Source organism: Aeromonas schubertii, from assembly GCF_000820105.1.
Classification (GTDB): Bacteria; Pseudomonadota; Gammaproteobacteria; order Enterobacterales; family Aeromonadaceae; genus Aeromonas; species Aeromonas schubertii.
In genome coordinates this window covers 1-2,124 of the sequence record NZ_CDDB01000043.1, presented here as the reverse complement: position 1 = coordinate 2,124, position 2,124 = coordinate 1, and the positions used below count along the sequence as shown (strand labels likewise).

General features: G+C 64.1%; 2 protein-coding genes. One reads left to right on the top strand and one right to left on the bottom strand.

Annotated elements, in window-relative coordinates:
• Window positions 1-877: MFS transporter (locus tag BN1133_RS08905; protein ID WP_050666190.1), on the bottom strand; the 877-nt coding region annotated here is incomplete at its 3' end.
• 153 nt (window positions 878-1,030) lie between these two features.
• Between BN1133_RS08905 and BN1133_RS08900 the strand changes: the two genes are divergently transcribed.
• Window positions 1,031-2,124 (top strand): MalY/PatB family protein (locus tag BN1133_RS08900; RefSeq protein WP_050666189.1); only part of this gene is annotated, 1,094 nt, incomplete at its 3' end.

The window sequence follows — 2,124 nt, the reverse complement described above, 5'->3', positions numbered from 1 at the left end:
AGAAGAGCACCCCGGCCAGGGTCGCCACCAGCATCATGGGTCGCTTGCCAAGGCGCCGGGTGTAGTGGCCCGCCAGCAACATGAAGGGGATCTCGAGGGCCGCCGCCGTTCCCATCAGCAGCCCGGCCAGTCGCTCCTCCAACCCCAGTTCCCGGGTGAGATAGAGGGGCATGTTGATGAGGTACATACTGTTACAGGTCCACATCAGGGTGCAGGCCATAAACAGCGCCCGCACATCCTTGTCTCGCCAACTGCTCCCCCCGGATGGTATCGCCTCGACCCGGGGTAACGGCAAAGCGGGGAGCCAGCGCCAGACGATGGCGGCGCAGACCGCGAAGGCGAGAGCCGAGGCCAGGTACATAGGGGTGAAGCCATAACCGATGGCGATGGCAAAGGCGAGCGGGGGGCCTATGACCCAGGCCAGCGAGAACTGGGCCCGCATCACAGAGCTGAACATGTCGGCGCGCTTGCCCTCGCGATCCGCATGCTCACGGGCCAGGGCAAACAGCTGAGGACTCGAGGTGCCCGCGATGCTGCCGAGCAAGACCCCGAGCGAGGCGAGCAACCAATAGTGCCTGTCAAACGCAAACAGCAGGGAGACCAGAACCCCGGCGCCGCAGCAGAGCAGGATCAATCCCTTGCGTCCTCCGTGCCGATCGGAGTGGTGCGCCAGCCACTGGCTGACCAGAATTCCCACCACGGCATTGATGGTGTAGAAGAGGCCGATGAGGAAGGGGCGCACCCCCACCTCCTGGGCCAGAAACAGGGAGAGAGTGGGCACCTGTAGCGCCACGGCCATGCCGGTGACAAAGGTGACCGCGAGAAAAGAGAGGGAGACGGGATCCCCCCTCCGGCGAAGAGCGCTGACCATTTTCATAGAATGCTGAACCTGAGCTGACCGGGGAGCCGAGATAAACCCGTATGGGTTATCGGGTCTTTTTACGTCCTTGTCAATTGTGCCGCTCCCCCTTGCACCCTCTGGAGTGCCCCCGTAGAGTGTTGGCAACTTGAGCCGGCGTGGAATGAGAACATGTTTGATTTTGATAAGGAAATTGATCGCACAAACACCATGAGCCTGAAGTGGGACAAGTACAGGGGCCAGGATGTACTGCCCATGTGGGTGGCCGACATGGATTTTGTCTCTCCTCCTGCGGTGCTGGATGCCCTGACCCGGCGGGTGGCTCACGGGGTGTTTGGCTACTCGCGTCCCTCCCCGCGCCTCATCGAGCTCATCGTGGCGCGGCTCCAGCCCGAATGGCTGGTGTTCCTGCCGGGGGTTGTACCGGGCCTCAATCTGGCCTGTCGTGCCTGGACCAATCCCGGTCGTGGCGTGCTCACACCGAGCCCTGTCTACTACCCCTTCCTGCAGGCGCCGGGCTTTAACGAGCGCCCCCTGCTGACCGTGCCCATGAAGGAGGAGTCCGGCCGCTGGACCCTGGATATGGAGGAGCTGGAGCGCCAGGCTCCGGGGGCGGATCTGCTGCTGCTGTGCAACCCCCACAATCCCGGGGGCACCGTCTTTACCCGTGACGAGCTCACGGCCATCGATGCCATCGCCGAGCGCCACAATTTGGTGATCTGTTCCGACGAGATCCACTGTGACCTCATCCTCGATCCGGCTGCGCCGCATATCCCCTATGGGGCGCTCAGCGAAGGAGCGGCCCAGCGCAGTGCCGTCATGATGGCACCGAGCAAGACCTTCAATATCGCCGGCCTCTGCTGTGCCTTCGCCGTCGTGCCCAACGAACGCCTTCGCGTCAAGCTGCAGCAGGCGATGCGGGGGATCAGTGCCGACATCAATCTGCTCGGCTTCGTGGCCGCCGAGGCCGCCTACGAGGGAGGGGAGTCCTGGCACCGCGGGTTGCTCGACTACCTCAGGGGCAACCTGACCCTCATCGAGGAGGCGGTCGCACGCTGGCCTGGCGTCACCCTGGCTCGCCATCAGGCCACCTACCTGGCCTGGCTGGATGTCTCGGGCCTGGATCTGGAACACCCCATCCCCTTCTTCGAGCAGGCAGGGGTTGGCCTCTCCCCGGGGGCCCAGTTTGGGGATGGTCGCTTCGTGCGCCTCAACTTCGGCTGCACTCGCGCCACCCTGCGTGCGGCCCTCGCCAGAATGGAGCG